This window comes from Tenacibaculum dicentrarchi, from assembly GCF_964036635.1.
Taxonomy (GTDB): Bacteria; Bacteroidota; Bacteroidia; order Flavobacteriales; family Flavobacteriaceae; genus Polaribacter; species Polaribacter dicentrarchi.
The window spans coordinates 2,514,810-2,540,659 of record NZ_OZ038524.1 but is presented as its reverse complement, the minus strand read 5'-3'; the positions used below and the strand labels follow the sequence as shown (position 1 = coordinate 2,540,659).

General features: G+C 30.8%; 29 protein-coding genes and 4 tRNA genes. 22 read left to right on the top strand and 11 right to left on the bottom strand.

The window, feature by feature from the left end; genetic code table 11:
* Positions 1 to 69: 69 nt before the first annotated feature.
* From ABNT14_RS11140 to gldA, 5 genes are all read left to right on the top strand, one after another.
* The gene (locus tag ABNT14_RS11140) at positions 70 to 690 is read left to right on the top strand and encodes a bifunctional nuclease family protein (RefSeq protein WP_101903268.1); all 621 of its coding nucleotides are present in this window, start codon (positions 70 to 72) and stop codon (positions 688 to 690) included.
* Between the two features lie 13 nt (positions 691 to 703).
* Positions 704 to 2,464 carry a NupC/NupG family nucleoside CNT transporter gene (locus ABNT14_RS11135; protein WP_200809382.1) on the top strand — a complete coding sequence of 587 codons (1,761 nt, stop codon included), beginning with the start codon at positions 704 to 706 and terminating at the stop codon, positions 2,462 to 2,464.
* Positions 2,465 to 2,559: 95 nt separating this feature from the next.
* Positions 2,560 to 3,384 (top strand): thymidylate synthase, encoded by an 825-nt coding sequence (locus tag ABNT14_RS11130; RefSeq protein WP_101903400.1) that lies wholly within the window; start codon positions 2,560 to 2,562, stop codon positions 3,382 to 3,384.
* 88 nt (positions 3,385 to 3,472) lie between these two features.
* On the top strand, positions 3,473 to 3,964 hold the full coding sequence (locus ABNT14_RS11125; RefSeq protein ID WP_101903267.1) for a dihydrofolate reductase: 492 nt from the start codon (positions 3,473 to 3,475) through the stop codon (positions 3,962 to 3,964).
* Between the two features lie 56 nt (positions 3,965 to 4,020).
* Entirely contained in the window at positions 4,021 to 4,917 is an 897-nt protein-coding gene (gene gldA / locus ABNT14_RS11120) for a gliding motility-associated ABC transporter ATP-binding subunit GldA (protein WP_101903266.1), read from the top strand.
* A 94-nt stretch (positions 4,918 to 5,011) separates the two neighbouring features.
* Here gldA and ABNT14_RS11115 read toward each other — a convergent pair.
* Positions 5,012 to 5,093: transfer RNA gene (locus ABNT14_RS11115), tRNA-Leu, on the bottom strand.
* A gap of 101 nt (positions 5,094 to 5,194) precedes the next feature.
* Between ABNT14_RS11115 and ABNT14_RS11110 the strand changes: the two genes are divergently transcribed.
* The gene (locus tag ABNT14_RS11110; RefSeq protein ID WP_101903265.1) at positions 5,195 to 6,583 is read left to right on the top strand and encodes a dipeptidase; all 1,389 of its coding nucleotides are present in this window, start codon (positions 5,195 to 5,197) and stop codon (positions 6,581 to 6,583) included.
* A 110-nt stretch (positions 6,584 to 6,693) separates the two neighbouring features.
* Here ABNT14_RS11110 and ABNT14_RS11105 read toward each other — a convergent pair whose 3' ends face one another.
* From ABNT14_RS11105 to ABNT14_RS11090, 4 genes are all read right to left on the bottom strand, one after another.
* On the bottom strand, positions 6,694 to 7,509 hold the full coding sequence (locus ABNT14_RS11105; protein WP_101903264.1) for a purine-nucleoside phosphorylase: 816 nt from the start codon (positions 7,507 to 7,509) through the stop codon (positions 6,694 to 6,696).
* 171 nt (positions 7,510 to 7,680) lie between these two features.
* Positions 7,681 to 7,764 (bottom strand) — tRNA-Leu (locus ABNT14_RS11100).
* Between the two features lie 70 nt (positions 7,765 to 7,834).
* A tRNA-Leu gene (locus tag ABNT14_RS11095) sits at positions 7,835 to 7,918 on the bottom strand.
* 51 nt (positions 7,919 to 7,969) lie between these two features.
* Positions 7,970 to 8,041: transfer RNA gene (locus tag ABNT14_RS11090), tRNA-Gly, on the bottom strand.
* 180 nt (positions 8,042 to 8,221) lie between these two features.
* Between ABNT14_RS11090 and cyoE the strand changes: the two genes are divergently transcribed.
* The 10 genes from cyoE to tsaB all read left to right on the top strand — a co-directional run bounded on the left by cyoE (position 8,222) and on the right by tsaB (position 15,608).
* A complete protein-coding gene (cyoE, locus tag ABNT14_RS11085) occupies positions 8,222 to 9,124 on the top strand; it encodes a heme o synthase (RefSeq protein WP_058885952.1) in 903 nt (300 codons plus the stop codon).
* 5 nt (positions 9,125 to 9,129) lie between these two features.
* Positions 9,130 to 9,714 (top strand): cytochrome c oxidase subunit 3, encoded by a 585-nt coding sequence (locus ABNT14_RS11080; protein WP_058885951.1) that lies wholly within the window; start codon positions 9,130 to 9,132, stop codon positions 9,712 to 9,714.
* A 56-nt stretch (positions 9,715 to 9,770) separates the two neighbouring features.
* A complete protein-coding gene (locus ABNT14_RS11075) occupies positions 9,771 to 10,784 on the top strand; it encodes a cytochrome c oxidase subunit 3 (RefSeq protein WP_101903263.1) in 1,014 nt (337 codons plus the stop codon).
* Between the two features lie 18 nt (positions 10,785 to 10,802).
* Positions 10,803 to 11,141 (top strand): cytochrome C oxidase subunit IV family protein, encoded by a 339-nt coding sequence (locus tag ABNT14_RS11070; protein WP_058885949.1) that lies wholly within the window; start codon positions 10,803 to 10,805, stop codon positions 11,139 to 11,141.
* 76 nt (positions 11,142 to 11,217) lie between these two features.
* Positions 11,218 to 11,898, top strand: a complete 681-nt coding sequence (locus tag ABNT14_RS11065; RefSeq protein WP_101903262.1) for a hypothetical protein — start codon at positions 11,218 to 11,220, stop codon at positions 11,896 to 11,898.
* Positions 11,885 to 12,532 carry an SCO family protein gene (locus ABNT14_RS11060; protein WP_101903261.1) on the top strand — a complete coding sequence of 216 codons (648 nt, stop codon included), beginning with the start codon at positions 11,885 to 11,887 and terminating at the stop codon, positions 12,530 to 12,532. The genes ABNT14_RS11065 and ABNT14_RS11060 overlap by 14 nt, the downstream gene beginning before the upstream one ends.
* A gap of 14 nt (positions 12,533 to 12,546) precedes the next feature.
* Complete coding sequence (locus ABNT14_RS11055) at positions 12,547 to 13,068, top strand: DUF420 domain-containing protein (RefSeq protein WP_101903260.1); 522 nt, start codon at positions 12,547 to 12,549, stop codon at positions 13,066 to 13,068.
* On the top strand, positions 13,061 to 13,276 hold the full coding sequence (locus ABNT14_RS11050; protein ID WP_101903259.1) for a hypothetical protein: 216 nt from the start codon (positions 13,061 to 13,063) through the stop codon (positions 13,274 to 13,276). The genes ABNT14_RS11055 and ABNT14_RS11050 overlap by 8 nt, the downstream gene beginning before the upstream one ends.
* A 212-nt stretch (positions 13,277 to 13,488) precedes the next feature.
* Positions 13,489 to 14,823, top strand: coding sequence for a TolC family protein (locus ABNT14_RS11045; protein WP_101903258.1), 1,335 nt, complete (start codon positions 13,489 to 13,491; stop codon positions 14,821 to 14,823).
* 107 nt (positions 14,824 to 14,930) lie between these two features.
* Positions 14,931 to 15,608, top strand: coding sequence for a tRNA (adenosine(37)-N6)-threonylcarbamoyltransferase complex dimerization subunit type 1 TsaB (gene tsaB, locus ABNT14_RS11040; protein WP_101903257.1), 678 nt, complete (start codon positions 14,931 to 14,933; stop codon positions 15,606 to 15,608).
* On the opposite strand, the gene ABNT14_RS11035 is transcribed toward tsaB, so the two are convergent.
* Positions 15,605 to 16,411, bottom strand: a complete 807-nt coding sequence (locus ABNT14_RS11035) for a mechanosensitive ion channel family protein (protein ID WP_101903256.1) — start codon at positions 16,409 to 16,411, stop codon at positions 15,605 to 15,607. The genes tsaB and ABNT14_RS11035 overlap by 4 nt on opposite strands.
* A gap of 571 nt (positions 16,412 to 16,982) precedes the next feature.
* Positions 16,983 to 17,183 carry a dodecin family protein gene (locus ABNT14_RS11030; protein WP_058885941.1) on the bottom strand — a complete coding sequence of 67 codons (201 nt, stop codon included), beginning with the start codon at positions 17,181 to 17,183 and terminating at the stop codon, positions 16,983 to 16,985.
* Positions 17,184 to 17,365: 182 nt separating this feature from the next.
* On the opposite strand from ABNT14_RS11030, the gene ABNT14_RS11025 reads away from it, so the two are divergent.
* Complete coding sequence (locus ABNT14_RS11025) at positions 17,366 to 17,713, top strand: toxin-antitoxin system YwqK family antitoxin (RefSeq protein ID WP_101903399.1); 348 nt, start codon at positions 17,366 to 17,368, stop codon at positions 17,711 to 17,713.
* 96 nt (positions 17,714 to 17,809) lie between these two features.
* On the opposite strand, the gene ABNT14_RS11020 is transcribed toward ABNT14_RS11025, so the two are convergent.
* Together ABNT14_RS11020 and ABNT14_RS11015 are read right to left on the bottom strand one after the other, a co-directional pair.
* Positions 17,810 to 18,445, bottom strand: a complete 636-nt coding sequence (locus ABNT14_RS11020) for a viroplasmin family protein (RefSeq protein WP_101903255.1) — start codon at positions 18,443 to 18,445, stop codon at positions 17,810 to 17,812.
* 9 nt (positions 18,446 to 18,454) lie between these two features.
* Positions 18,455 to 19,042, bottom strand: coding sequence for a phosphoribosylglycinamide formyltransferase (locus tag ABNT14_RS11015; protein ID WP_101903254.1), 588 nt, complete (start codon positions 19,040 to 19,042; stop codon positions 18,455 to 18,457).
* A gap of 178 nt (positions 19,043 to 19,220) precedes the next feature.
* On the opposite strand from ABNT14_RS11015, the gene ABNT14_RS11010 reads away from it, so the two are divergent.
* From ABNT14_RS11010 to pyk, 5 genes are all read left to right on the top strand, one after another.
* Positions 19,221 to 19,457, top strand: coding sequence for an acyl carrier protein (locus ABNT14_RS11010; RefSeq protein ID WP_068702406.1), 237 nt, complete (start codon positions 19,221 to 19,223; stop codon positions 19,455 to 19,457).
* Between the two features lie 17 nt (positions 19,458 to 19,474).
* On the top strand, positions 19,475 to 20,725 hold the full coding sequence (gene fabF, locus ABNT14_RS11005) for a beta-ketoacyl-ACP synthase II (protein ID WP_101903253.1): 1,251 nt from the start codon (positions 19,475 to 19,477) through the stop codon (positions 20,723 to 20,725).
* Positions 20,726 to 20,731: 6 nt separating this feature from the next.
* The gene (rnc, locus tag ABNT14_RS11000; protein WP_101903252.1) at positions 20,732 to 21,469 is read left to right on the top strand and encodes a ribonuclease III; all 738 of its coding nucleotides are present in this window, start codon (positions 20,732 to 20,734) and stop codon (positions 21,467 to 21,469) included.
* A gap of 82 nt (positions 21,470 to 21,551) precedes the next feature.
* Positions 21,552 to 22,022, top strand: coding sequence for an IPExxxVDY family protein (locus ABNT14_RS10995; protein WP_101903251.1), 471 nt, complete (start codon positions 21,552 to 21,554; stop codon positions 22,020 to 22,022).
* Between the two features lie 3 nt (positions 22,023 to 22,025).
* Positions 22,026 to 23,453, top strand: coding sequence for a pyruvate kinase (gene pyk / locus ABNT14_RS10990; protein WP_101903250.1), 1,428 nt, complete (start codon positions 22,026 to 22,028; stop codon positions 23,451 to 23,453).
* A gap of 54 nt (positions 23,454 to 23,507) precedes the next feature.
* Here pyk and ABNT14_RS10985 read toward each other — a convergent pair whose 3' ends face one another.
* Both ABNT14_RS10985 and ABNT14_RS10980 read right to left on the bottom strand, forming a co-directional pair.
* A complete protein-coding gene (locus ABNT14_RS10985) occupies positions 23,508 to 23,858 on the bottom strand; it encodes a hypothetical protein (RefSeq protein ID WP_058885933.1) in 351 nt (116 codons plus the stop codon).
* A 104-nt stretch (positions 23,859 to 23,962) separates the two neighbouring features.
* The gene (locus ABNT14_RS10980; protein ID WP_101903249.1) at positions 23,963 to 25,798 is read right to left on the bottom strand and encodes a hypothetical protein; all 1,836 of its coding nucleotides are present in this window, start codon (positions 25,796 to 25,798) and stop codon (positions 23,963 to 23,965) included.
* Between the last annotated feature and the right edge of the window lie 52 nt (positions 25,799 to 25,850).

The window sequence follows — 25,850 nt, the reverse complement described above, 5'->3', positions numbered from 1 at the left end:
TGGCTGTCTAAAATTTGAAGCATATCGCCAAAATTTAGACAGCCTTCTTTTTATTTATTATAATCATACATGAGTTTAATAAAACTGAATATTAAAGGAATTTCGTATAGCCAAACTCAAAGTGGTGCGTATGCGTTAGTGCTAAGTGAAACAGGTGGAGAGAGAACTCTGCCTATAATTATTGGTGCTTTTGAAGCTCAATCTATAGCCATTGCTTTAGAGAAAGAAATTCGTCCACCACGACCACTTACCCACGATTTATTTAAAACATTTTCCGATAGATTTTCGATTAAAGTAATTCAAGTTGTTATCCATAAATTGGTAGATGGCGTTTTTTATTCGAGCTTAATTTGTGAAAGAGATGGATTTGAACAGGTTATTGATGCCCGAACTTCGGATGCAATTGCATTAGCCGTTCGTTTTGATGCTCCTATTTTTACCTACGAAAATATATTAGATAAAGCAGGTGTATTTTTAAAAATGGATGAAGAATTAATTATTGAAGAAGATTTAGAATCGGATGAAATAGCGTTTTCTTTAGAAGATGAATATGATGATGACCATAATGATGAACAAGGATATTCAAACCTGTCTTTACCCGAATTAAACGAGCAGCTTAATGAAGCTGTAGCGAATGAAAATTATGAATTAGCTGCGGAAATTCGCGACGAAATTAGCAAACGTTCTTAATAAACCACATACAATGAATAAATTATTTACCCTTCTGATGCTTTTTGCATCTGTAATTACTTTTGGGCAAAACATAGAGAAAAATTGGAACTTCTCATCAATTACAACAATAAAAGGAACATCTTTAGTATCATCTACAGACGCTAAAGATGTTTTAAATTTATCGAAAGGTGAATTTAACTATTCGGTATTTGCTAAAGATAGTTTACACTTTTCAGGAAGTTACATACATCAAAACAATTTATTAATTTTTAATTATAAACAGCCAAAAGACACGGTTCGTTATTATAATATTACCCAATTATCAGACAGTTTATTAACTTTTTCTGAAAACAATGTGCTATATAATTTTAGCTCAAAACCTCAAAAAGTAATGTCGGAAGTGGCGGTTTTAAAGGCATCCGAAGAAAAAAATAGTAGTATCGAAATAGTTCCAAGTCAAGGATTTTCAACACAAAGTTTATGGCGAGGTGTTTTAGGAATGTTTTCATTATTATTGATTGCATTTTTATGTAGCGCTAACAGAAAAGGGATCGATTGGAAAATAGTTGGGCTAGGGCTTGCTTTTCAATTGGTAATCGCAATTGGTGTATTAAAAGTTCCTTTTGTACAATCAATTTTTGAATTTATAGGAAAAGGATTTGTTAGTATTTTAGGATTTACCCAGGCAGGAAGTGAATTTTTATTTCAAGGATTAATTTCTGATATGGATACTTTCGGATTTATTTTTGCCTTTCAAATATTACCAACAATTATTTTCTTTTCGGCATTAACATCTTTATTATTTTACTTAGGGGTGATACAAAAAGTGGTAAAAGGCTTGGCGTGGTCATTAAGTAAGGTGTTAAAAATATCAGGTGCAGAAAGTTTATCGGTAGCAGGAAATATCTTTTTAGGGCAAACCGAAGCACCTTTATTGATCAAGGCATATTTAGAAAAAATGAATAAGTCGGAAGTGTTATTGGTAATGATTGGCGGTATGGCAACTGTTGCTGGAGCGGTTTTAGCAGCTTATATCGGGTTTTTAGGTGGCGATGATGAAACGTTAAAATTGTTTTATGCAAAACATTTATTAGCAGCCTCAGTAATGGCAGCGCCTGGAGCAATTGTTATTTCTAAAATTTTGTATCCGCAAACCGAAGAAATTGTTACCGATATAAAAGTGTCGCAAGACAAAATAGGTTCAAATATATTAGATGCCATTGCAAACGGAACTACCGAAGGCTTACAATTGGCAATGAATGTAGGAGCAATGTTATTGGTTTTTGTCGCTTTTATCGCTATGATAAATGGAATTTTAGGAGGAATAGGAGGCTTTGATGGAATCAATTATTTAGGCTGGAAATTTACTTCTTTAAACAGCCTTATTGAAAGTTCAACAGCTTATAAAAACTTTTCTTTAGAATTTATTTTAGGGTATATTTTTGCACCTTTAATGTGGTTAATTGGTGTTGCTAGAGAAGATATGGCTTTAATGGGACAGTTATTAGGAATTAAATTAGCTGCAAGTGAATTTGTAGGATATATTCAGTTATCAGAGCTTAAAAATGCAGCAAACTTAACACATTTAACTTATAATAAATCAATTATTATGGCTACTTATATGTTATGTGGTTTCGCAAATTTCGCCTCTATTGGTATTCAAATTGGTGGAATTGGGTCGTTAGCGCCAGGACAACGTAAAACATTATCAGAATTTGGGATAAAAGCCTTAATTGGTGGAACAGTTGCTTCTTTAATGTCAGCAACAATTGCTGGTATGATTATTGGGTAATAGCCAAATTTAATAATAGTATATCATTTAAAAAGTTTCAATACTAAAAATTGAAGCTTTTTATTTTATCAGCAGGGTATTTAGAACAACAACAAATGAAGCAATATTTAGACTTAGTACAACAGATTTTAGAAAACGGAAACGAAAAAGGAGATAGAACAGGAACAGGTACAAAAAGTGTTTTTGGGCATCAGATGCGATTTGATTTAAGTAAAGGTTTCCCGATGGTAACCACTAAAAAGTTGCACTTAAAATCGATTATTTATGAATTACTTTGGTTTATAAAAGGCGATACAAATATTAAATATTTGCAAGAAAATGGTGTTAAAATTTGGAATTCTTGGGCAGATGAAAATGGCGATTTAGGACCTGTTTATGGGCATCAATGGCGTAACTGGAATAGCGATGAAATTGATCAGTTAAAAGAGGTAATTGATACATTAAAGAACAATCCGAATAGCCGTAGAATGTTAGTTTCTGCTTGGAATCCTTCTGTAATGCCCGATACTTCAAAATCATTTTCAGAAAATGTAGCCAACGGAAAAGCAGCATTACCACCCTGTCATGCATTTTTTCAGTTTTATGTAGCTGACGGAAAATTATCATGTCAATTATACCAACGAAGCGCCGATATATTTTTAGGTGTTCCTTTTAATATCGCTTCTTACGCTTTGTTTACCATGATGATTGCACAGGTTTGTGGCTATCAGGCGGGCGACTTTATCCATACTTTTGGCGATGCACATATTTATAATAATCATCAAGAGCAGTTAGCTTTGCAGGTTTCTCGCGAGCCAAAACCGCTTCCGACGATGAAAATAAACCCGGCAATTAAAAATATTGAAGATTTTACTTTTGAAGATTTTGAATTAGTTGGTTATGATTCGCATCCGCACATAAAAGGTGTGGTGGCGGTGTAATTTTTTATATCTTCGGAAAAGAAAAAATAAAGCGGTATAAAAGCATCATAAAAGTGTAAGAAAATAGCCGTTTATTAAATTAAAATCTATGATTACAATAATTGCAGCAATAGCAAATAACAATGCTTTAGGGAAAGGAAACGATTTAATTTGGCATTTACCTGCCGATTTAAAACGCTTTAAAAAAGTTACCACTGGGCATCATATTTTAATGGGACGAAATACCTTTGAAAGTATCGGGAAGCCTTTGCCAAACCGTACTTCTGTTATTATCACCAGAAATAAAAATTACCTTAAAGAAGGCTGTTTAATTGCCGATTCTATTGAAAAAGCTATTGATTTATCAAAAGATGAAACCGATATTTTTATTATTGGAGGCGCACAGATTTACAAGCAAGCACTTGAAAATAATTTAGTAGATAAGCTAGATATTTGTTTGGTACATCAGGAGTTTGAAGCAGATGTTTTTTTCCCTGAAATTGATTTGAATATTTGGGAACAAACCGCTAGAGAAGATTTTAAAGCAGATGAAAAAAATAAATATGATTATAGTTTCGTTTCTTATCTAAAGAAAAAATAATTTAGATTGGTTTAATTTTTTTTGATACTAAAATTTGATAAAAATATAGCAATAAAATGTCAATACAACTTACCGAAATTTCTAAATTTTATGGCAGTCAAAAAGCTGTTAATAGCATTTCTTTTGATGCTCAAAAAGGAGAAATTGTTGGTTTTTTAGGACCAAATGGTGCTGGGAAATCAACGAGCATGAAAATTTTAACAGGTTTTATTCTCCCAAGTGAAGGATCGGTTTTTGTAAGTGGTATCGATGTGCTTAAAAACCCTATTGAAGCGCAAAAAAAAATCGGCTATTTACCAGAGCATAATCCGTTGTATTTAGAGATGTATGTTCGAGAGTACTTGCAATTTCAAGCAGGTATTTATAAAATTACTAAAAATAAAATATCCGAAGTTATTCAAAAAGTTGGATTAACAGCTGAAGCACATAAAAAAATAGGGCAATTATCAAAAGGATATCGTCAAAGAGTAGGCTTGGCAGCGGCTATTTTACACGACCCTGAAGTGTTAATTTTAGATGAACCAACCACAGGTTTAGACCCAAATCAGTTGGTTGAAATCCGTGAATTAATTAAAGAACTCGGTAAAGACAAAACAGTTTTAATTTCTACGCATATTATGCAAGAAGTAGAGGCGGTTTGCACCCGAGTAATTATAATAAATAAAGGAAAAATAGTTATTGATAAACCTATTGCCGAACTTAAAACAAGCAAAGAACAAATTATAAAAGTAACCTTTGATTATAAGCTAGAAGAGCAATTTATTCAGCGTTTACCAAATATTGTACATTATAAAAATACGGTTGAAAACAACTGGATACTGACTTTTGAAACATCCGAAGATATGCGTCCTGTAATTTTTGATTTCGCTCAAGAAAATGGCTTGAAAATACTCGGTTTAAATACCGAAAATAAAAATTTAGAGAGTTTATTTAGAGAGTTGACTAAGGAGTGAAAATTGTTTAATGCTTGAAAATAATGATTTTAAAATAATTTTCAACCAACAAAAAACCCTTAATTCGAAAGAATTAAGGGTTTTATAATTAAAGTACGGGCGGAGAGACTCGAACTCTCACACCTTTCGGCACTAGATCCTAAGTCTAGCGTGTCTACCAATTCCACCACGCCCGCGTACCTAGGTAATTGTGGGTGCAAATATAAACAATACTTCGAAACTACAAAGCAGAAGCACAAAAAATTTATTATTTTTGTGAGATATTAAATAACAACACATGGAAAACGTACAAAAATACATTGAGCAACATAAAGATAGGTTTATAAATGAACTTATCGATTTATTAAAAATACCTTCAGTAAGTGCCGATCCTGCCTACAAAAAGGACGTGTTAAATACTGCTGACTTTGTAAAAGAAAGCTTAGAAAAAGCAGGTTGCGATAAAGTAGAAATTTGTGAAACTCCAGGATATCCTATTATTTATGGTGAAAAAATAATCGATTCTAGCTTACCAACTATTTTAGTGTATGGTCATTATGATGTACAACCAGCCGATCCTATCGAATTATGGACTTCGCCACCGTTTGAGCCTGTTATCAAAAAAACAGACATTCATCCTGAAGGAGCAATTTTTGCTCGTGGCGCTTGTGATGATAAAGGACAGATGTATATGCACGTAAAAGCGCTAGAATACATGACAAGTACAGGGAGTTTACCTTGTAATGTTAAATTTATGATTGAAGGTGAAGAGGAAGTTGGTTCAGAGAGTTTAGCTTGGTTTGTAAAGCGAAACCAAGAAAAATTAGCCAACGATGTTATTTTAATTTCTGATACAGGAATGATAGCCAAAGATGTACCTTCTATTACTACAGGTTTACGTGGATTGAGTTACGTAGAGGTTGAGGTTACAGGTCCTAATAGAGATTTACATTCTGGTTTATATGGTGGAGCAGTGGCAAATCCTATAAATATATTAACAAAAATGATCGCTTCTTTACAAGATGATAAAAACCAAATTACGATTCCTGGTTTTTACGATAATGTAGAAGAATTAAGTTTGGAAGAGCGTGCAGAAATGGCGAAAGCTCCTTTTTCGATAGAAGCTTACAAAGAAGCTTTAGATATTAAAGAAGTACATGGTGAACAAGGGTATACGACAAACGAACGTAACTCTATTAGACCAACTTTAGATGTAAATGGAATTTGGGGAGGCTATACTGGCGAAGGTGCAAAAACGGTAATTGCGTCAAAAGCTTATGCCAAAATTTCTATGCGTTTAGTACCACACCAAACTCCTGATGAAATTACAGAGAAGTTTACTACTTACTTTAAAAGTTTAGCTCCAGATTCGGTTACAGTAAAAGTAACTCCGCATCACGGAGGGCATGGTTATGTTACGCCAATTGACAATATCGGTTATAAATCGGCAAGTAAAGCTTATACAAAAACCTTTGGAAAATCGCCAATTCCGCAACGTAGTGGAGGAAGTATTCCTATTGTTTCTTTGTTTGAAGAAGAATTAAATAGTAAAAGTATTTTAATGGGATTCGGATTAAATTCAGATGCCATTCATTCGCCAAACGAACATTTTGGTGTTTGGAATTACCTAAAAGGAATTGAAACAATTCCTTATTTTTATGAGTATTTCACCGAATTATCAAAATAAAATATCTTTTAATTATAAAAATAGCCTTGATTTATTTCAAGGCTATTTTTTTTATCAATAGTTTTAATGCTAGCTATTATTCATTTAATAGCGCTTATTTATAAATAAGATTATAATTTAGCGATTAATTCTTTAAATAATACAATCATTTTTGGTTCTGCTTTACCCGCCACGGCAATAATATCAGCAATATTTACAGGCTGTAAATTTTTAGGATCACACTCATCGGTTAAAACAGAAATAGCAGCACAAGGAAGGTTTAATTGCTTTGCTACAATCACTTCAGGAACGGTACTCATCCCTACAGCATCTGCTTCTAAAATTTGTAACATTCGGTATTCTGCTCTGGTTTCTAATTGCGGCCCTACAACACTTGCATACATTCCTTCATGTAATTCTATGCTATTATTACTTGCAATTTCTTTTAATAAAATATTGATTTTTTTAGAATATGGTTCAAGCATATCAGCAAAAATATTTCCGAAATTTTTAGCTCCTTTAAAAGCTAGGGGAGAACCGCCTTGTAAGTTTAAATGGTCTTCTAAAAGCATTAAATCGCCTTTTTTATAGCTTAAATTAATTGCTCCAGCGGCATTTGAAATTAGTAAGTTTTTAATTCCTAAGCTGTGCATTGTTCTAATTCCGTAAGTAACTTCCCATAAATTATAACCTTCATAAACATGAAAACGCCCCGCCATTACAAGTACTTTTTTTCCTGATAAAGTTCCATAAATTAATTTCCCTGAATGAGATTCAACAGTTGCCTGTGGAAAATGAGGAATATCGGTATATAAAATTTCTTTTTCAATATCAATTTCGTTGATTAATTTACCTAAACCTGTTCCTAAAACAATTCCTATTTCGGGGTTTGTAACTCCGTTATCGATTAAATATGTAGTAGTTTCTTGTAAGTGTTGTTTTTTCATTTTTGATGATTTAAGAAAACAAATTTACGGTTACTTTTTGATATTTTTTTGTTAAAGAATATAGTGAGTTTTAAGAAACTGTTTGAAATTTATTGGTAATTAAATTTCAACTTTCAATCATTTAAATAAAAGACAATAAAAAAGCCTTAACAAATAAATGTTAAGGCTTAGTACTGAAGGCGGGACTTGAACCCGCACGACCCAAAGGTCATTGGATTTTAAGTCCAACGTGTCTACCAATTCCACCACTTCAGCAAGTGGATTTTTATATTTAATTTTTTGACTCTTTCTTAAAATAAACCTCGCTAATAAAAGCGAGGCTTAGTACTGAAGGCGGGACTTGAACCCGCACGGCCCAAAGGCCATTGGATTTTAAGTCCAACGTGTCTACCAATTCCACCACTTCAGCTTGTTTGATTGTAATTAATCAAATTGGTATATTTTTTTAAGAAAGTCTCAGAGCGAAAGACGGGATTTGAACCCGCGACCCCCACCTTGGCAAGGTGATGCTCTACCCCTGAGCTACTTTCGCGTAGTCAAAAATTATTTTAAAGATCGTTTGCATGTGTTGCAATGCGGGTGCAAATCTACAACCTTTTATTAGATAAAAAAAACTTTTTTCATTTTTTTTTAAAATATTTCAATTACCCCCCTTTTTTATGGTCATTCAGTAAGAAAGAAATATCTTTGCAAAAATAAAATAACCATCGCATTGAACTCAAAATTACCCGTACATAATAAAGTATCTTTAAAATCATTATTTAATGATTTTAAACAATTAACCAAAGTAGGCTTGTCTATAAGTGTTGTTTTCACTTCTATTACTGGGTACTTATTAGGGGCTGAAACAATCGATTATACGGTAGTACTTCTATTAGCCTTTGGAGGTTATCTAATGGTAGGAGCGTCGAATGCTTTTAATCAAGTTATCGAAAAAGATATTGATGCTTTAATGCAGCGAACTAAAGATCGCCCTTTACCAGCAGGTAGAATGAGTACAGCTGTAGCATTAACTATTGCAATTATTTTTACTATAGTAGGTATTGGTGTTTTATACGTCATTGACCCTAAATGCGCTTTGTTTGGAGCGGTGTCAATTTTTTTATACACCAGTGCTTACACGCCTTTAAAAGCCGTAACACCTTTGGCTGTATTTGTAGGCGCTATTCCTGGAGCCATTCCTTTTATGTTAGGTTGGGTTGCTGCAACAGGTCATTTTGGTATTGAAGCAGGATTTTTATTTATGATTCAGTTTTTCTGGCAATTTCCTCATTTTTGGGCAATTGGTTGGTTGCAATTTGAAGAATATAATAAAGCAGGCTTACACATGCTTCCTATGGATAAAAAAGACAAAGGAGCAGTTGTCCAAATAATTTTTTATACCTGTATAATGATTTTAATGTCGGTAGCACCGGTGTTAAAAGTAACAGGTAACTTTTATATTTATCCATTAACCGCTGTAATAGTATCATTATTAGGGGGGGTAATGTTGTACTATGCTTTTCAATTATATAAATCAGAAAAAAATACTGACGCACGAAAATTAATGTTAGCCAGTGTTTTTTATATAACAATCGTACCTATAATTTACGTGGTCGATAAATTTTTACACTAATAAAAATGAGCGCACAAACTTTACAAGAAGAATTAAGGGCTGGTAAAAGAAAATCAGCAAAACCAATGTTATGGATAGCCATGATTAGTATGGTGATGTTTTTTGCCGGACTAACAAGTGCTTACGTAGTAAGTATGAAACGAGATGACTGGGTTACTTTTGATTTGCCACAGGCATTTTACATTAGTACCGTTTTAATAGTATTAAGTAGTATTACTTTAATAATATCTCAAAAACTTCTAAAAAAAGATAATTTAAAAGCTTCGTTGCTCTTTTTGTTAGCTACTTTAGTATCAGGGGTTGGTTTCGTATGGTATCAATATGTAGGTTTTAATGAATTAAGAGCTGTTGGCTTATTTTTTACAGGACCTGAAAGTACTGTATCTACATCTTTTATTTTAGGAATTACATTTATGCACATTCTACACCTTTTAGCAGGTGTAATAGTCTTATTAGTCGTTATTTATAATCATTTTAAAAAGAAATATTCATCAGCTGATATGCTTGGCTTTGAGTTAGGTGGAATCTTCTGGCATTTTGTAGATATTTTATGGATTTATCTATTTTTCTTTTTCTATTTCATAAGATGATGAAAATTACGTAATTTTGGCACACTGTTTTAACAAAAATTAACAAAAAAAGATTTATGGAAGCAAATATTGCTGTAAATTCTGACAAGAAAGAAGCCTGGGGCGGCGGTGGTGAAAAACCATTTGGTGCTACCTATGGTAAAATGATGATGTGGTTTTTCATCGTTTCAGATGCGTTAACCTTTTCAGGTTTTTTAGCCGCTTATGGATTAACTCGTTTTAAATTTATTGATTCATGGCCAATCGCCGATGAGGTGTTTACTCACTTCCCAGGTTTACATGGTGTGCATGCACCGATGTATTATGTAGCCTTAATGACATTTATTTTAATTATATCATCGGTAACAATGGTGTTAGCGGTTGATGCGGGGCATCAAAAGAAAAAAAATAAAGTTGCTTGGTATATGTTTGCAACGATCATTTTCGGAATTATTTTCGTAGGATCACAAGCATGGGAGTGGAAAAACTTTATCAACGGTTCTTATGGAGCTGTTAAAACGACCAATAATCATATTTTACAGTTTGCAAAACAAGATGGTGTTGATGCTGAAGGAAACCCTAAATATCATCAAATAGCTTTAGCTGATTTTGTACATGCGCAAAGAAAAGATGATAGAATTCAGCACACACGTGAAAACGGGTTGTGGTTTGAAAAAGAAGCAACAGTTTCTGAGTATTCAGTAGCACAAATTAAAGAAGCTTTTAAAGCGGATCCTTCTTTATTAATAAGAACGGAAAAATTAGACCTTGCTACAAAGCAAAAAATAGTTTTATCAAGAGCTGAAAGTTTAGCTAAATTACCTTTAATAACCAAGGTTGTTGAAGGAGCTAATTTACATGAAAATGAATATGGGAATCCTATTTTTGCTGATTTCTTTTTCTTTATTACAGGTTTCCACGGTTTTCACGTATTATCAGGAATTATCTTAAATATTATTATATTTTTCAATGTAATTTTAGGTACTTACGAACGTAGAGGGCACTATGAAATGGTTGAAAAAGTAGGTTTATATTGGCACTTTGTAGATTTAGTTTGGGTATTTGTATTCACCTTTTTCTATTTAGTATAATTAAAAAACGATATTAAAATGGGTCACGCACACGAATCAAATAAAAAAAGAATCTGGATTGTTTTAGCAATTTTAACAATGCTGACAACTGTAGAAGTAATACTAGGTATTATTAAGCCAGATTCATTACATTTAAATGGAGTAGGTACTAGTTGGTTAAACTGGATTTTTATCATTCTAACCCTTGTTAAAGCATATTATATTGCATGGGCATTTATGCACTTAGAAGGCGAAAAAACATGGTTTAGAAGATCAATTGTTTGGACAGCGGTATTTTTAGTTTCTTATTTACTATTTATTATTTTAATAGAAGGTAATTATTTACATGAAACATTAGCGCCATTAGTAAAATGGTAATCAAATAAAATTTTTAGAAAAAAGGTGGTTTTAACCACCTTTTTTTGACTTTAATTAGAACTGAATTAGATTTAAAATGAAAAATTTTAAAAAATTTACGGTATTATTTGCACTCTTTATAGTGCCATTATTGTTTTATATACTACTACAATTAGGAACGCATAATTTTGGAAAGTTACCAATAGTATCTAAAAGTGTTATCGATATTTCGCTAATCGATAAAAGTATTTCTTTTGATAGAAGAGTATCGGTAGTTACTTTTTTAGGAAATGACATCGCCTTGGCAAAAGGAGAGGTGTATAATTTAAAGGAAAAAATTTACAATAAATTTTCTAATTATGTAAGTTTTCAAATGATTTCTTTGGTTGATAAAAGCCAGAAAGAAGAAATAGAGGCTCTGAAAAAAATGCTAAGTGTTAATACTGATTTAAGCAGGTGGGATTTTGTTTTTGCTTCATCCGAAGAAATGCAAGCCTTACACGAAAGCTTTAAGACTCCAAATCTTTTAGATAAAAATAGTCATTCACCAAAAGCCTATATTATTGATAAAGAACTTAATTTAAGAAGAGGTAAATCAACAATTAAGAGTTTAGAAAACGAAAATTTATTTGGTTATACGATGAGTTCTGTAGCCGAACTTAAAAATGATATGATTGATGATATCAGCGTTGTTTTAGTCGAATATAAAATGGCATTGAAAAAGAATAATAGTAGTGACGACCGAAGAAAAAACAGTATTTCAAATGAAAAAAAATAACTATTCATACGTTGGAATTTCGTTTATAATTTTATTATTTGGTATTTATTCGATACCAAAAATTGTAAAACACTTTCAAACTTCCGATTTACATACTTTTAATAAAGTACCAAGTTTTGAGTTTATCAATCAAAATGGTAAAACAATTAGCAACAAAGATTTCGAAAATAAAGTATATGTTGTAGAGTTTTTCTTTGCTAGTTGCCCAAGTATTTGCCCTATAATGAATGCTCAAATGGTTACCATTCAAAATGAGTTTATGGGAAATCCTAACTTCGGAATTGCTTCTTTTTCGATTACTCCCGAAATTGATAGCCCAAGGCAATTAAAACAATATGCACTTCAAAACGGCATTAATCATAAAAATTGGCATTTATTAACAGGTAAATCTGAAGATGTTGTGTATGATTTATCGAATAGAGGATTTAAACTATTTGTAGGAAAAGGAGAGGTTTCGCACGGAGGTTTTGAACATTCAGGCTTGTTTGCTTTGGTTGATAAAAACGGAAATATCCGCTCTCGTTATGACGAACATGGAAATCCTATTATGTATTATCGAGCCTTAGATGAACACGGTTTTGGAAATCAAATTAAAGAATTAAAACAAGATATTAAGTTATTATTAAAGGAATAATTTAAACAAGTATTATGAATACAAAAGAACAAAAATATAAAAAATTAATCAGCATTGTATCTATTGTAATTCCAATAGCTGTTGCAGCATTGTTTGGAATTAAAATCCCTAATGTTGAGCCACTATCGTTTTTACCACCAATATATGCGAGTATAAACGGACTAACCGCTGTATTATTAATAGCATCAGTAATTGCGATTAAAAAAGGAAATAAAAAATTACACGAACAACTAAATACTACAGCAATTGTTTGTTCGGCACTATTTTTAGTACTGTATGTGGCATATCATATGACTTCAGATTCCACCTCATTTGGAGGGCAAGGAATTGTGAAGTATATCTATTTATTTATTCTGATAACACATATTATATTATCAATAATTGTAATTCCTTTTGTATTGATTACCTTTATGAGAGCTCGTTTAGGTGATTTCCCTGAACATAAAAAAATAGCAAAAATTACGTTTCCTTTATGGTTATATGTTGCTGTAACAGGTGTAATTGTGTATTTAATGATATCTCCATATTATGTATAAAAAACTTTTAATAATTTTAGTATTAATTATTTCTTCGGATGCAAATGCCCAATGCGCTATGTGTAAGGCGGTTGTAGAAGGCGGAAATGAAACCATTGCCGAGGGTGTTAATAACGGAATTACCTATTTAATGATATTTCCTTATATTTTAGTAGGAGTATTATTTTACTTTATCTATAAACATAAAAAATCATCAAAAAAGTATTAAAAAATGAACACTCTAAATAAGAGTGTTTTTTTTTGTAACATATATTCATTTTAGTCGTCTTATAAAAAAAAGAAAATACTGGTTTTTTCATTATACTTAAAAATAAAAAAGAAACCTGTTTAAAAACACATCGTTTAGTAATCAATAACTTAGTAATTTCATTTTATTGATGACTTCTTTTGAATTAGCTAACTATATTAAAAACATTCGTCTTGAAAACAAAAATGGTAATACTCGCAGCTTTATGTACTTCGATAGCTGGTTTTTCTCAAAAACAATGGACATTAAAACAATGTGTTAATCACGCATTAGAAAATAATATTACGATTAAACAAAATAAGCTACAAATTAAATTAGCTGAAAAAGATACAGAAATAGCAAAAGGTAATTTTTTACCCAACCTAAACGGTTCTACAAGTTCCAATTTAGGTTTTGGTTCCACTTTACATCCTGTTACAAGAAATTTAGTATCACAAAATACCTTTGGAAACTCATATAGTTTAAATACAGGAGTAACAATTTTTAATGGTTTTAGAAATTTAAACACCTTAAAACAAGCAAGGTTAGGCGTTCAATCACGTAAATTAGAGGTAGCCAAAATAACTAATGATATTTCTTTAAACGTTGTAAATTACTATTTAAATGTACTGTTTGCAAAAGAAAATTTAAAGGTCGCTAAGGTACAGTCTGAAATAAGTAAAAACCAAACAGCACAAGCAACTATAAAATTTGATGTAGGTGCAATACCAAAAAGTGATTTATTAAATGCAAAAGCAACTGCTGCTAATGACCAACAAAATTTAGTACTACAAGAAAACACCTTAAACTTAGCCTTGTTAAATTTAAAGCAAGTATTGCAAGTTTCTAGCCCTAATTTTGATGTAGCAGCTATAAAAATTGACGCACCATCTGCCGCTTTATTGTATGATTCGGCACAAAGTGTTTACAGAAAAGCGCTTACAAACAGACCTGAAATAGCCAAAGCTAAATTGAATATTAAAAATGCAGATTTAAGTATTGAAATGGCAAAAGGAGCTTATTTACCAACACTAACAGCCTCAGCAAATGCCGCCACAAATTTTGGGCATAGTTTTGATTTACTTCCAGGGCAAAAACCTAACACTTACTTTTTTAAACAATTAAAAGATAATTTAGGCTATGGTATTGGGCTTTCATTAAATGTGCCTTTATTCAATCGTTTTCAAACTAAAAATAGGGTCGCAAAAGCTGCAATTAACAAAGAACAAAGTACTTTTAATTTACAAAGCAAACAATTACAATTAGAACAAGAAATAACAACGTCATTTTTAGAAGCCAAAGCAGCAGCAAAAACATTTGAAGTAGCAAAAATATCATTAGAAGCACAACAAGAAGCCTTTAAAAATGCACAAGTAGGTTATAAACATGGTTCAATAACACAATTTGATTTTGACCAAGTACGCAATAAGCTGGTAACTGCTCAAGGCGCAATGATTCGCTCTAAATACGATTATGTGTTTAAAACAAAAGTCTTAAAATTCTATTTTGGAGAAGCTATTGTTGATTAATAATCACATTGTTTTATACTAAAAAATAGCGTTATGTAAAAATGAACGCCATTTTTTGTTTATAATGTATCTTTGCAAAAAATTTGTAATAAATAAATAGATTTCAATTGGCGATAATTTTAAATATAGAAACAGCAACTAAAAATTGTTCGGTATGCTTAGCAGAAAATGGCGAAATTATCGCTATTAGAGAATTAAACGACGGTAATTATTCTCATGCAGAAAAATTACACCCTTTTATTGATGAACTTTTAAAAGAAGCAAAGATAACAGCTCCTAATATTGATGCCGTAGCCGTTAGTAAAGGACCAGGCTCATACACAGGGCTTCGTATTGGTGTTTCGGCAGCAAAAGGAATTTGTTTTGCCATAAATAAACCGTTAATTTCTATTGAAACATTAAATTCATTAGCACATAGTATTTCTGTAGATCAGGGTTTAATTGTACCGATGTTAGACGCTCGAAGAATGGAAGTATATTCAGCAGTTTATAACTCAAAATATGAAGATGTACGTGAAATTCAAGCTCAAATTATTGATAAAAACTCTTTTAAAGAAGAATTAGCACAAGGAAACGTTTATTTTTTAGGCGATGGAGCAGCTAAATGTAAAGAAATATTACAGCATGATAACGCTATTTTTATTGAAGATAAATTTCCATCGGCAACACAAATGGCAGTATTAAGTGAGGCTAAATACAAAAAAAACGACATCGAAGATGTCGCTTATTTTGAACCTTTTTATTTAAAAGATTTTGTTGCTGGTGTTGAAAAAAAGAAAGTTTAAGCTTCTTTTTGAATTTCAACAGCATGTGGATAAGGAATTTCAATTCCGGCCTTATCTAATGCTATTTTCATATTTTCAATAATATAAAAATGAGCCGTCCAGTAATCGGCAGATTTCACCCAAGTTCTTGTGGTAAAATTAACAGAACTATCTGCTAATTCACTAACCATAACAGCAGGTTCAGGATTTTTCAAAGCATAAGGAGTATTGTTTAAAACACTTAACAATACCTCTTTTGTTTGTTTGATATCAGCATCATAAGAAACACCAAAAACCAAATCAACACGCCTGTTTTCTTCCGAAGAGTAATTAACAATATTTCCGTTAGATAATATCCCGTTAGGAACAATTACTTCTTTATTATCAACAGTATTTAATTTTGTTGTGAATATTTGAATCTCTTTAACAGTACCTTGTTCACCTTGGGCTTCAATATAATCACCAATTTTAAAAGGCTTAAAAACCATAATTAATGCACCACCAGCAAAGTTAGATAAAGCACCTTGTAATGCCATACCAATAGCCAAACCTAAAGCGGCAATAATTGCTGCAAAAGAGGTTGTTTCTATCCCTAATTGACCTGCAACAGTAACGAATAAAAATATTTTTAAACCCCAACCAATTAAACTAGCTAAAAAACCTTGTAAAGAGGCGTCTAAATTACGTTTTAGCATTAATTGATTTACTGCTTTTGTTAGAATTTTAATAACCCAAAGTCCTACAAATAAAAGAATTAATGCCGAAATTACTTTTGGGCCAAATTCAAATAAAAGGTCTTTTAATTTTAGGATGTTTTGTTCCATTTTATGATTTTTTTAAATTAGACTGTAAAAGTAAAGTATAAATTTAAAAATATCTGTAAATTTTTTTTAAATGAAAAAATAAATAAACGACACTAAAACTCTAAAAACAGGAACTATATAAAGGTATTTACTGCCTTGTTTCGTTATTTTATTTTGAAGCAATTTCCCGCTTTACGCACTCGCTTTTTTTATTTTTTCAAAAAGAAAAATAAAAAAGAGCTCAAACAAATGCTTCAATCGGGGCTAGGCATTGTTACTAATCTTCAACTATTTTACAAAATAGGTTGTATCTTCTTTAAAAAAAGAGGAGTAATTGTATTCAGGTTTTAGCATCTGTTTAAATTTTATCTAAAAATTTTTTGTAACATAAAAATAAAAAATAGCATCCGTCAATCTGAATTTATTTCAGTTTCACATCCTTATTTTCCGTAAGTTTTTAGCTTTTTTTTGATGATTCTTGTTAATTCGAGTGTTTTCTTGAAGCTATTTTGATTCTATGTGTTTATTTTTAGCTAAAAAAAGCGGTTTTGCTTTCACAAAACCACTTTTATAATAGTAAGTGTTTATAGTATTACTTTACTTCAAAAGTAATTTTCAAATTGACTCTAAACTCAGTAACATCATCACCATCAACCACTGCACTTTGCGATTGTACAAATACCGATTTAATATTTTTTACCGATTTAGAAGCTTGTTTTACTGCTTTTCTTGTTGCTTCTTCCCAACTTTTATCAGAATTAGATAAAACCTCAATAACTTTCATAACTGCCATATTATTTTTGTTTAAAATAGTTAATACATTGTAAATGTAGTGATTATAAAATTAATTTAAGAATTAAATAATACGCCATAAAACCCCAATGTTAAATTAATGTTACGTAAATGGTTGTTTTATGTAAATTTTTTTATATATTTGTAATATCGAAAGAGAATATTAATTTAAAAAGAACATATATGAAAAAATTTATATTAGTTGTTTGCATATTATCTATATCATTATTGCAAGCTCAGACGCCAGAAACAACATTTGAAAAAGAAAATGATTTAGTAAAAGCTACTTACTTTCATGAAAATGGTCAAGTAAAAGAACAAGGCTTTTTTAAAGATAAAAAATTAACAGGAACTTGGATTTCTTTTAATGAGAAAGGCATTAAAACTACAATTGCACATTATGAAGCAGGAAAAAAAGTAGGGAAATGGTTTATGTGGAAAGAAGATGGTTTAAAAGAAATTGACTATAATAATAATGTTATTGCAAGTGTTCAAACCTGGAAAGAGGAAACAAAAATGGCTATTAAATAGTTTTAAATAGCTATAGTGCGTTAACAATAATTTCTTATTGTTAATAAATTGGAAATAACCAAGTACAAATTTGTACTTGGTTATTTTTTTGTTATTTTATTTCCTGCCAAAATCGGCGGGTATTTCACCCCAAGCCTTGGTTTCCCATTTCAATATAGGGTTGTTATAAGTGTTTTCTTTGAGCCATTTTTCGGCACGTTTTATCAAATTTAAAATTTCTTGATTACTACTATTAAAAGCTAAGTTTGTTCTACATTGTTTTTTTTGAACCCAACTCATTGCTGTTCTAGAATCAGAATAAATAGGGTAGGTATCCATTTTTTTATTCTTTAAAAGAGCAATTCCGTGTACTAAAGCTAAAAATTCACCAATATTATTGGTGCCTTTTTTAAAAGGACCTAACCTAAAAATTTCTTTTTTACTTTTGGTTAAAACACCCCTGTATTCCATTACGCCAGGGTTTCCTGAACAGGCGGCATCTACTGAAATACTTTCTAAATTAGGTATTCCGTAGCTTGCTTTTTCTTTATCAGATAAAATAACTTTTTTGGTGTCTTTTCCTTTATAGTCATCGTAACTTTTGGTAAAAGCGATTTCGGCTTGTTTTTGATCGATAAAAGCCTTGTATTGGGCTCCTTGAAAATTAGTGATGTACTTTTTACAAACATTCCAAGAGGTAAAAACACCTGTTTTTTGACCTTTCCAAACGACGTAATATTTTTTTTTAGCCATTTTTTGATATTACTTCTTCAAGTCTTCTTCAATAATTTTTTTAATGACCTGTTCAATAACTTGAGGAAAATTATCCTGCTCTAAAACATGAATTTTAGCGGCTATATCATCCGAAGAATCCGAAGGAGTTAAAGCTGTTTTTGCTTGAAAAATAATAGCACCTTCATCGTAATTTTCATTTACATAATGAATGGTAATACCTGTTTGAGCTTCGTTATTTTCTTTAACTGCCTTATGAACATTATTACCATACATGCCTTTTCCACCGTATTTAGGAAGTAAAGCAGGGTGAATATTGATGATTTTATTAGGAAAAGCAGCAACTATTTTAGCAGGAATACGCCATAAAAAACCAGCAAGTACAATTATGTCAGCTTCTGCTTGTAAAAAAGATAAAACAGTGTCATCTTTTGTAAAGCTCTCTTTATCAAATAATGACGCGTCAATTTGTAGGCGTTCACATCTGTCAAAAACTTTGGCATGTTCATTGTTAGATAGTACATGAGTAACGGTGGCGGTTGTACTTTTTTGAAAGTATTTAATAATATTTTCGGCATTACTACCCGAACCTGAAGCAAAAATTACGATACGTTTCATGTTAAATTTGATTATTTTGTTACTACAAAAAAAAGGATAATTATTAACAACGACGGTGTTTGTAGCAAAAGATTTAGAATTATTTTTATATAAAACATCACATTTTTGTACAAAAGTTAGTATTAATAGCTAAGATTTGTATTTTTGCCTCGACTTTAAATTTAAAAACAAACAAATTATGTCAGACATAGCATCAAGAGTAAAAGCAATTATCGTAGATAAATTAGGAGTAGACGATAACGAAGTAACGAACGAAGCAAGCTTCACAAATGATTTAGGAGCAGATTCATTAGATACTGTTGAATTAATCATGGAATTCGAAAAAGAATTTGATATCCAAATTCCAGACGATCAAGCAGAAAACATTGGGACTGTTGGACAGGCAGTTAGCTATATTGAAGAAGCTAAAAAATAATTTTATATAAAATTCATATGCAATTAAAACGAGTTGTAGTAACTGGACTTGGCGCATTAACGCCAATAGGAAATAATAAAGAAGAATATTGGAATAGCTTAGTTAACGGAGTTAGCGGAGCAGCGCCTATAACGTATTTCGATGCTGCCAAGTTCAAAACTCGTTTTGCATGTGAGTTAAAAAACTTTACGGTAACAGATTTCATTAACAGGAAAGATGCCCGTAAAATGGATCGCTTTACCCAATATGCAATGGTAGCTTCTGATGAAGCTATTGCAGATTCTAAATTAAACTTAGACCAAATTAACAAGTTTAGAGTAGGTGTAATTTGGGGAGCAGGTATTGGAGGTTTAGAAACTTTTCAAAACGAAGCAATAAACTTTGGTGCTGGTGACGGTACCCCTAGGTTTAATCCATTTTTTATACCTAAAATGATTGCTGATATCGCACCAGGTCATATTTCTATTAAAAATGGATTTATGGGACCTAATTATACAACGGTATCTGCTTGTGCATCATCGGCAAATGCAATGATTGATGCCTTAAACTATATCAGATTAGGGCACTGTGATGTTATTGTAACAGGAGGTAGTGAAGCTGCAATTACATATGCAGGTGTTGGAGGTTTTAACGCAATGCATGCACTTTCTACAAATAATGAAAATGCAACATCGGCATCAAAACCTTTTGATGCAAACCGTGATGGTTTTGTTTTAGGTGAAGGAGCTGGAGCAATTGTTTTAGAAGAGTACGAACATGCAAAAGCTCGTGGAGCTAAAATTTATGCAGAAGTTATTGGTGGAGGTATGTCATCAGATGCACACCACATGACTGCGCCACATCCTGAAGGTATTGGAGTTGTTGCTGTAATGAAAAACTGTTTAGAAAATGCAGGGCTTCAACCAGAAGATGTTGACCACATTAACACACATGGTACTTCTACTCCATTAGGAGATGTAGCCGAATTAAAGGCAATTTCTAAGGTTTTTGGTGAACATGCTAAAAATATTAATATTAACTCAACAAAATCTATGACAGGGCATTTATTAGGTGCTGCTGGTGCTGTTGAATCTATTGCTGCAATATTAGCAATGGAACATGGAATTATTCCTCCAACAATTAATCATGTTAATGTTGATCAAAATATTAATCCTGAATTAAATTTAACACTAAATAAACCTCAAAAAAGAGATGTTAAAGTAGCGATGAGTAATACATTTGGTTTTGGTGGGCATAATGCTTGTGTAGTTTTTAGAAAATTAGATTAATAATATATGGATTTTCTTCGTAGAATAGTTAAACCCCAAAATAAAGAGGATGAAATTTTTTACTACGAGTTAAAAAAACTACTTAATTTTAAGCCTATAAAGCTTTCTCATTATAAAAAAGCATTTACACACAGGTCTTTAAAATTAGTTGATAAAAAAGGACGCCCTATTAATTATGAACGTTTAGAGTTTTTAGGCGATGCTATTTTAGGGTCTGTAATTGCATCTTACTTATACAAAAAAGTGCCTGAAGGTGATGAAGGTTATTTAACTCAAATGCGCTCTAAAGTAGTTAGTAGAGAGCATTTGAATACTTTAGGTAAAGACTTAGATTTAATACGTTTTGTAAAAAGTAATATTGCACAAGAACATATAAGTAATAACCTTTATGGTAATATTTTTGAAGCTTTAATTGGCGCTATTTATTTAGATAGAGGTTATAATTACTGCCTAGAATTTATTTACAAGGAAGTGATATTACCATATGTTAATATTGAAAGACTAGAAGGTAAAATATCGAGCTATAAAGGATATGTTATTGAGTGGTGTCAAAAAAATAAGAAAAAGTATAAATTTGAATCATTTGAAGATTCAGGAAATCAAGCTAAAAAACACTTTAGTGTAACACTTCATATTGATGGAAAGGTTACAGGAAAAGGAAGAGCTACATCAAAAAAGAAAGCAGAAGAAATAGCCGCAAAAAGAGCTTATTTTGCAATGCAAACACAAATGGGAAAATCTTAACATAACTACATAAAGGTTTTCTTGAAATTCACATTATATTTAGATACATTCAGTAATTTAGCCATAAGCAAATAATTGTTTTATGGTTACTTATACATTAAATATAGATGAGTTATCTATTAATGATTATACATTAATAGGTGTTCAAACAGTACTAGATGAATATAAACTAGCCTATTTACTAAATAAATTTTTAGGTACAAAATTTAGTAAAGCAGTTTATAATTTAGACTTCACAGAAAAAAATAATACATTTTTTTATCCTGTATATGAATATAAAGATACAGTATTGGGCTACGATTGGTTTTTAATAGCTAATTCTTATAAGGCTATTGATAAAATAGGAGTAACAACTATTTTTGATAAAAAAAATGAAGTTAAATATCTTCTTCCAGAAAAACAAAAAATAGACTATTTTTTAAAAATAGAAAGTGGTTTAGATATTAATTACATTATTGAAATAATTAAAAAAATAAATGAAATTCCCCAAATTATAACCTCATACGAAGTAAAAGTTGAATCTTTAAAGTCGAAAGATTTTTTAATATTTTAAATTATGCCACACAATAAAAAAACAAAAATAGTAGCAACATTAGGTCCTGCAATTAACAACAAAGAAATTTTAACAGAAATGGCAACTGCTGGAGTTAATGTTTTTAGAGTAAATTTTTCACATGCCGATTATGATAATGTAAAAAATCGTATTCGAGAAATAAGAGAAATTAATGAAGAAAAAGGTTATAACCTAGCAATTTTAGCTGATTTACAAGGTCCTAAATTACGTGTAGGAGTTATGAATGATGCTGTAGAATTAAAAGCAGGTGACACATTTACTTTTACAACAGAAGAATGTATTGGTACAAACGAAAAAGCATTTATGACTTATCAACGTTTTCCTAAAGATGTGAAAGCAGGAGAACATATTTTAGTAGATGATGGAAAATTATTATTTGAAGTAGTTTCTACTGATAAACATAAAGAAGTAAAAACAAAAGTAGTTGTAGGTGGTATTTTAAGTTCAAAAAAAGGGGTTAATTTACCAAATACTAATATCTCATTACCAGCATTAACGGAAAAAGATAAAAAAGATGCAATTTTTGCTTTACAACAAGAAGTAGATTGGATTGCTTTATCATTTGTTAGAAATCCTGAAGATTTGAGAATGTTACGCGATTTAATAGACCAAAACTCTATGTATAGAGTTCCTGTAATTGCTAAAATTGAAAAACCAGAAGCAATTGAAAATATCGATGCTTTAATTCCGTATTGCGATGGGTTAATGGTAGCTCGTGGTGATTTAGGTGTAGAAATACCAATGCAAGATGTTCCATTAATTCAAAAAATGTTGGTTCGAAGAGCTAAACAAGCAAGAATTCCTGTAATTATTGCTACTCAAATGATGGAAACCATGATTGAAAATGCCGTTCCAACAAGAGCAGAGGTAAACGATGTTGCAAATTCAATTATGGATGGAGCAGATGCAGTTATGCTTTCAGGTGAAACATCAGTAGGAAAGCATCCTTTAAGAGTTATTCAAAAAATGACTGAAATTATCGGAAGTGTTGAGTTTTCAAATTTAATAGAAGTACCACAAGAAGCACCACATATTCGTACTAATAGATTTATTACAAAATCGATATGTCATCACGCTGCTTTAATGGCAGATGATATGAAAGCATCAGCAATTACAACTTTAACAAATAGTGGATATACAGCTTTTCAAGTTTCGGCATGGCGACCAAAATCGCACGTATTAGCTTTTTCATCTGAAAAAAGAATACTTGGAAAATTAAACCTTTTATGGGGAGTTAGGGCTTTTTATTACGATAGAAATTTAAGTACCGATGATACCCTAGAAGATATTAACGAAATAGCAAAAGAAAAAGGTTTTGTGAAAACTGGCGATTTTATGATTAATTTATCGTCAATGCCTGTACAAGCAAAAGGAATGGTAAATACTTTGCGTGTATCTCAAATAGCATAGTTTTTTAATAATAGTATTAAAAAAGCGTTTTACTACTAAAGTAAAACGCTTTTTTTAATCTTGTTTAACTAATAAATAAAGTTCGTTTTCGAGTACTAAATAACCTTGGTCATATACATAAAAATAGGTGTTTCCTGTTTTTGTAGTATATATTGATGTAATGAATTTAAAGTCAAATCCTTTGTCAAATAATGTGCGCCTGCTTACTTTTGTTTTTCCTGAAATATTTAGTTCGCTTAGTGTTTTATAGTTTTTTCGCAAGCGATTATTCGTGTTTCTAATCAGGTTTTTACTCTGTTTATTAACTTTGTTATTATAGGCATTTCTACAATAATCAGAACAGAATTTTTTATCAATTCGACCGATAACCTTGTTTTCACATTCTAAACATTTCTTATATTCCATAAGGTCTCATATATTTATAAGTTGATGTTACAAAATAGTGTGTTTTTAGAAGTATTACAACATTAGAACTTCTCAAAATAATTTTTATATAAAAGAATATCCTTTTAAAATTCTGAAAATCGTAATGCTTTACCATCGTTAAAAAAAAGATACATTTTGCTATTAATTTTTTTTAAATATTCTAATTGTAAATTATTAGTACTATTTATTTCTTCTATTGGTAAATTTGAATAGACGCATTTTTCATTAATAAGTTTTTTGTTATTGTCAAATTCTCGATATGTTATTTGGTATAAATAATTTGTTCTATGAGTACTTACAATACCAAAGCCACTTTTATTTTTGACTATGATTGAAGAATATCTATTGTAATTGTGATTTACTGGGATAAATTTTTCGTTTACTTTTTTTAAATCAAGGCTGTATGTCCATACATTAATTTTTGGATTTTTACCCCTATTATAATAGTCGTCATCTTGGTTAATAAACTGAATTAAATTAGAAGATTGAATAGCCGTAAATTTATCTTGAATTTTAGATGAAATTTTACTTAGACTTACATTATTTAAATTGCTATTCATTTTTATAATATAATAATTATTATGACTTCCAAAGGCGGTAATAAAATATTGACTAGTATTACTTCCGTAGTTTAATTTAGCAATTGAACTGTTTTTTTTATCATATTTAATATCAACTCTTTTTGTAAGCTCGGTAATACTTTTTATCGCTGTGGTTTCTCCATTTTTAGTGTTTAGACTTACGATGTAAATTTCTTTTGTATCTTCTGTTTGAAACGTAAAAAACATATTAGTAAGATTTGTATAAGTTTGGTCAATAGGAGGTCTTTTTTTGTTTTTAGTGAATTTAGGAGGAAGAATATCCTTTTTAGAAACCAAATCATAGTTATCAGTTTCTGTGTTTAGTTTATAATGAAACCATTTGAAATACTTATTTATTAAATATAAGTTATCATTATTACTTTCAATTGCTTTAATGCCATTAGGAATATTTTTGGGATTAAATTTTCTTTTAAAATCTTCTCCTTGCTCAAGGTCAAAAGCTAAAATTTGTTTGTTTTGATACTTTTTGTAGTTAGGATTTACTTCTATTCGTAAAACTTGATTATTACTTGAATTAAGATTAAATTTTGCTGGGTCTCTAAAGTTGTTTTTGAAATATGAAGGTTTACTCCAGTTTTTTGAGTTGCAGTCTTTCAGTGTTTTAGGTTCGGTATTTATGGTGTTTTCAAACCATTCTTGCCACTGTTTTTTAGTCCAGTTCTCTCTATCGATTTCCCTAAATAAATTTGCGACATAATGTAATTGTTGCTTTGCTAAATGGGAAATTGATTTTTTATAAAAAACAGATTTTGATTCAAATTCTCTTAGATATTTACCAGTTATCCCACAATTCCTAGAGCTAGTTTTAATGACGACTTCTTTCGGATTATCGATATTTTCAATCCATTCTTTGGTGTAGGTTAGTTTATGCTGATTGCCTTTTACCTGCCTGTATTCAATAGTATCTTTGATTGTTGTGATTTTAAAAAACTCCTTGTTTATATCACTTGAAATTATATCGTTTTTAATGTAGTAAACAAACGGATTATCAGGGGTGAGTTGGCATACTTTTAGATTAAGAATTTTGCCTTTACTATCATTAAATTCATACCTATGTTTTGAGGGAATTATTACTAAATATTTTCTGTCGTATTTTATTGCATCTTCTTCTGTAAGCATTAAAATAAACCCATATTCAGGTAATATAAGATGTCCTTTTGTCTTTATAAATAATGCTCTTTGAACTTCTTTACTAATATATAAAGTGCTGTTTTGCTCCATAAATTTTCCAGAAACAGCAACTACTTTCTCTTGAGCAGAAAGATTTCTTAAACAACTAAATAAAATTAAAGTAAAAACTATATTCACATTTTGCATTAGTTATAGCGTTTATATATAAGATTAGTTGCGTGTTTTAAGCACTAAAGTT

Coding starts and splice junctions, on each gene's coding strand:
- ABNT14_RS11140 (WP_101903268.1), top strand. CDS start 70: ATGAGTTTAATAAAACTGAATATTAAAGGAATTTCGTATAGCCAAACT.
- ABNT14_RS11135 (WP_200809382.1), top strand. CDS start 704: ATGAATAAATTATTTACCCTTCTGATGCTTTTTGCATCTGTAATTACT.
- ABNT14_RS11130 (WP_101903400.1), top strand. CDS start 2,560: ATGAAGCAATATTTAGACTTAGTACAACAGATTTTAGAAAACGGAAAC.
- ABNT14_RS11125 (WP_101903267.1), top strand. CDS start 3,473: ATGATTACAATAATTGCAGCAATAGCAAATAACAATGCTTTAGGGAAA.
- gldA (WP_101903266.1), top strand. CDS start 4,021: ATGTCAATACAACTTACCGAAATTTCTAAATTTTATGGCAGTCAAAAA.
- ABNT14_RS11110 (WP_101903265.1), top strand. CDS start 5,195: ATGGAAAACGTACAAAAATACATTGAGCAACATAAAGATAGGTTTATA.
- ABNT14_RS11105 (WP_101903264.1), bottom strand. CDS start 7,509: ATGAAAAAACAACACTTACAAGAAACTACTACATATTTAATCGATAAC.
- ABNT14_RS11080 (WP_058885951.1), top strand. CDS start 9,130: ATGAGCGCACAAACTTTACAAGAAGAATTAAGGGCTGGTAAAAGAAAA.
- ABNT14_RS11075 (WP_101903263.1), top strand. CDS start 9,771: ATGGAAGCAAATATTGCTGTAAATTCTGACAAGAAAGAAGCCTGGGGC.
- ABNT14_RS11070 (WP_058885949.1), top strand. CDS start 10,803: ATGGGTCACGCACACGAATCAAATAAAAAAAGAATCTGGATTGTTTTA.
- ABNT14_RS11065 (WP_101903262.1), top strand. CDS start 11,218: ATGAAAAATTTTAAAAAATTTACGGTATTATTTGCACTCTTTATAGTG.
- ABNT14_RS11060 (WP_101903261.1), top strand. CDS start 11,885: ATGAAAAAAAATAACTATTCATACGTTGGAATTTCGTTTATAATTTTA.
- ABNT14_RS11055 (WP_101903260.1), top strand. CDS start 12,547: ATGAATACAAAAGAACAAAAATATAAAAAATTAATCAGCATTGTATCT.
- ABNT14_RS11050 (WP_101903259.1), top strand. CDS start 13,061: ATGTATAAAAAACTTTTAATAATTTTAGTATTAATTATTTCTTCGGAT.
- ABNT14_RS11035 (WP_101903256.1), bottom strand. CDS start 16,411: ATGGAACAAAACATCCTAAAATTAAAAGACCTTTTATTTGAATTTGGC.
- ABNT14_RS11030 (WP_058885941.1), bottom strand. CDS start 17,183: ATGGCAGTTATGAAAGTTATTGAGGTTTTATCTAATTCTGATAAAAGT.
- ABNT14_RS11025 (WP_101903399.1), top strand. CDS start 17,366: ATGAAAAAATTTATATTAGTTGTTTGCATATTATCTATATCATTATTG.
- ABNT14_RS11020 (WP_101903255.1), bottom strand. CDS start 18,445: ATGGCTAAAAAAAAATATTACGTCGTTTGGAAAGGTCAAAAAACAGGT.
- ABNT14_RS11015 (WP_101903254.1), bottom strand. CDS start 19,042: ATGAAACGTATCGTAATTTTTGCTTCAGGTTCGGGTAGTAATGCCGAA.
- ABNT14_RS11010 (WP_068702406.1), top strand. CDS start 19,221: ATGTCAGACATAGCATCAAGAGTAAAAGCAATTATCGTAGATAAATTA.
- fabF (WP_101903253.1), top strand. CDS start 19,475: ATGCAATTAAAACGAGTTGTAGTAACTGGACTTGGCGCATTAACGCCA.
- rnc (WP_101903252.1), top strand. CDS start 20,732: ATGGATTTTCTTCGTAGAATAGTTAAACCCCAAAATAAAGAGGATGAA.
- ABNT14_RS10995 (WP_101903251.1), top strand. CDS start 21,552: ATGGTTACTTATACATTAAATATAGATGAGTTATCTATTAATGATTAT.
- pyk (WP_101903250.1), top strand. CDS start 22,026: ATGCCACACAATAAAAAAACAAAAATAGTAGCAACATTAGGTCCTGCA.
- ABNT14_RS10985 (WP_058885933.1), bottom strand. CDS start 23,858: ATGGAATATAAGAAATGTTTAGAATGTGAAAACAAGGTTATCGGTCGA.
- ABNT14_RS10980 (WP_101903249.1), bottom strand. CDS start 25,798: ATGCAAAATGTGAATATAGTTTTTACTTTAATTTTATTTAGTTGTTTA.